We start from the raw sequence: 3,060 nt of genomic DNA, 5'->3' as shown, positions 1-3,060 counted from the left end.
GAAATTCATGCACGTGTAGCAGTCCTCAACAGATTTACGGAATTAGGTCGACCACTTACCCAAGTTACGCCTTAAATTTGGCTCAATTAGGGGCGCTTTGCATTTCAAATCTTTGTGCAACAAAGCCGTTTTTAATAGAAAAACCTTAATTTTTTTAAAATTGAGACTTATAGGTGTAGAGATTCACCCCCCTTAGTTACAGCTGAGAGTGGTGGCAGTCCAAATCTAACTAAAAGGTGTCTATAAAATCAGTAGCTATTCAGTCTTGCAAAATATTCACTTAATTTTTGTTATACAAAGCTTTTGAGTAAAGGATGAACCCACATCAATGTAATAGCAATTATCTAACCGGGTCATTTCCTTGACGATCGTATGTCCCAAATAGATAGCATCTATGTTCTCTACAACATCATAATTATCTGAATAGTTCTTTACTCTTCCACGCCCCCATAGTGCATTTGTGTAAGCTGAAACCATTCCTGAAATCCTGTAATCACCTTGCATGATATCTGCTTTAAAAGCGCCCCATTCATGAATATCAATATCTGCATGAACTACTCCTATTCGTTTATCTAGAAGTTCAAGCTCGATAACGATTGGTAAATCTTCAAAGCTTTTGATAATTTTATGCTGCTGATGTGATGACAACTGATAGAACCACTCACCACCATTTCTTTCATGTAAATGTCTAAGCTTTGAATCAAATAGACTTTTAATACACATTTCTTCGTGATTGCCACGAACGGTTCGAAACCATGGTTTTTTAATCAATGAAAAACATTCTAAATTTTCTTTGCCTTTATCAACCAGGTCACCCGTGCATATCAACAAATCTTTATCAAAGTCAAAATCGATAGCGTTGAGATGGCTCATCAGCAAGTGATAAGAACCATGCAAGTCGCCTACTACGAAGATCGATTTGAAAGATGATCCATCTATAATCTGGATATGATTTGTCATGAGGGAGCATCATCCTACTGATTAATAGCATTATGCATGAATAATATTTTAACTAACCACAGACCTTCAACCAACCTTGATCGCAAAAATAGCCCCAGACGAATTTTTACTTTTGGTCAGCCCATTCAGACATGATCTCAATACTAAATAAGTCCCGTATCAGAAATGTGTGTCACCAATCTGACTTTGGTTTTGCCAGTTGCAGTACAGGTGGCTTGTTATTACCTGATGCTCTTTTGCGAACTTTGCCTTTTAGTTTAAGCAACTGTATAGGTGAAAATGACTCTTCAGGTATTAAAACATTGAAATTATTAATCATGTTTAATGCAGCTAGAATTGCAATTAAATCCGAGAGTTTCGCATTACCTTTCTCAGCATTTAACACCGTTCTTCGACTGATCCATGCTTTACTCGCAACTTCAGCTTGTGTCATATCTCGATTTAATCGAATGCGTTTTAAGCGCTCTCCCAACACTGATGCAATATATACTGGACTGTCATTTTCAGAATACATCATTATTCATCACTCACATTTAGATATTTTATGACCTTATGGCATAGAAAAATCTAGTCAATCCTAAAGTCGTTAAGTCCTAATATTGCACATATCCTGTTTTAATTGCCAGTTATGTGCAAATATCTGTACCTAATACCATATAGATTCTTTCTGATACACACTGAGAATGAGGAGCATGCCATTTTTATCTTCTCCATTGGCTCATACTGAACCTCTCTTTTTTATAATAAAATAAATTGAGCTCCTGACATTCTTTGATTATTTATTTTTCAGTTTTTATAAGAACTACTGATCAGGACCTTGACGCACTGCTCTTTACTGGATAACCTTATTTCAACACAGCAAAATCTGTGCTCAGGTGTGAGAACCTGATAAAATCTAGGTGCAATTAAATGTCGCACTTGCGGCTATTTTTTTGCCTACTGTTAAGCAGTTCTTATGGTAGCTTAGCAGGGCAGCTTCGTGCTGGCTGATCCTAGATTCAGTATTCTCACCCCTGTTAAGTTGCCTCCATTACCGTGAGAAGTGATGGAGATAATTAAACTCTTATCTAGGAAACTGCTATGCGTACTAAATTCAATGATGCAAACCCATGCATGCCAAAAAACCTCGCTAAACAGCTGATTATCGAAGGTGCTAAAGTTCTGAACCATCAACAGCGCCAAGCCTTGCTCGATATTTTCATGGCTTTAGATCAGGCGGAAAAAACAGCTGAAAAGATACTTCAGCAACATGCTGTAGCTCAACAGAGCACCTACAACTTTTCTCAAGTTCACGAATGCCAAGATGAAGACAATCAGGAATATTGGTCAGGTCATTACCATGATTCTTACAGTCAAGAATATCCAGAAGATTGGGTAAAACGGACTCAGTCCACCCCACGTCGTCATAAGTTCCCTAAGACTGTTTACTGATCGGCGGGGGTGTCTCTTTAAAAGTAGGCATCATAATCCGAGCTACTCGACCGAGTTGGCTCGGATTCTCTTGGTGAAAGTACTGCATCATTTTGATGATCTAGATGTGAATCTTCGGATAACTCGGTTAGCCTTGGCACTGTTGCAAATAGTGATTTGAGTCGATGATGTTCCCTTTAAAAAGTGCTTAGAGACCGAAAACCCTGTTGATTAGACACACTTCACCCTGAGGCTGACCATAATAAAATGACGATGCTTGTCCTTTACGTAGTGCACGCATGACTTCAATACCTTTAATTGTGGCATAAGCAGTCTTCATAGATTTGAATCCTAATGTGGCCCTGATGATTCGCTTTAACTTACCATGATCACATTCAATGACATTATTTTTATACTTAATCTGCCTGTGCTCAATATCTACTGGACATTTTCCTTCTCGCTTTAATCGTGATAAAGCATGGCCATAGGTCGCTGCTTTATCTGTATTGATGACCCGTGGAATTTGCCATTTTTTCACCGTATTGAAGATCTTTCCTAGAAAACGGCTTTGTTGCACAAACCTATCTGTAAAGGCTTTTTCAGCGATATAATTTTCAAATGAAGAAGCCTACACACAAAATCTACCGCACAACCAATTGGCCCGCATATAACCGAGCACTCATGAGTCGC

At 38.3% G+C, this 3,060-nt stretch carries 3 protein-coding genes and 1 pseudogene; 1 reads left to right on the top strand and 3 read right to left on the bottom strand.

Annotated elements, in window-relative coordinates; genetic code table 11:
* Positions 1 to 276: 276 nt before the first annotated feature.
* Positions 277 to 960, bottom strand: coding sequence for a metallophosphoesterase (locus tag FTV29_RS14835; protein WP_101235089.1), 684 nt, complete (start codon positions 958 to 960; stop codon positions 277 to 279).
* 172 nt (positions 961 to 1,132) lie between these two features.
* Complete coding sequence (locus FTV29_RS14830; protein ID WP_005102094.1) at positions 1,133 to 1,477, bottom strand: helix-turn-helix transcriptional regulator; 345 nt, start codon at positions 1,475 to 1,477, stop codon at positions 1,133 to 1,135.
* Positions 1,478 to 2,040: 563 nt separating this feature from the next.
* Here FTV29_RS14830 and FTV29_RS14825 point away from each other — a divergent pair.
* Positions 2,041 to 2,391 carry a hypothetical protein gene (locus FTV29_RS14825; RefSeq protein WP_004282055.1) on the top strand — a complete coding sequence of 117 codons (351 nt, stop codon included), beginning with the start codon at positions 2,041 to 2,043 and terminating at the stop codon, positions 2,389 to 2,391.
* A 187-nt stretch (positions 2,392 to 2,578) separates the two neighbouring features.
* Here the strand turns inward: FTV29_RS14825 and FTV29_RS14820 are convergent.
* Positions 2,579 to 2,932, bottom strand: a pseudogene (locus FTV29_RS14820) (IS6-like element IS1008 family transposase); the annotation flags it as partial.
* Positions 2,933 to 3,060: the final 128 nt, after the last annotated feature.

The sequence above is a fragment of the Acinetobacter sp. YH12254 genome, assembly GCF_013417415.1.
GTDB lineage: Bacteria > Pseudomonadota > Gammaproteobacteria > Pseudomonadales > Moraxellaceae > Acinetobacter > Acinetobacter pseudolwoffii.
The sequence above is the reverse complement of the archived record's forward strand: the minus strand, read 5'-3'. Positions and strand labels throughout refer to the sequence as shown.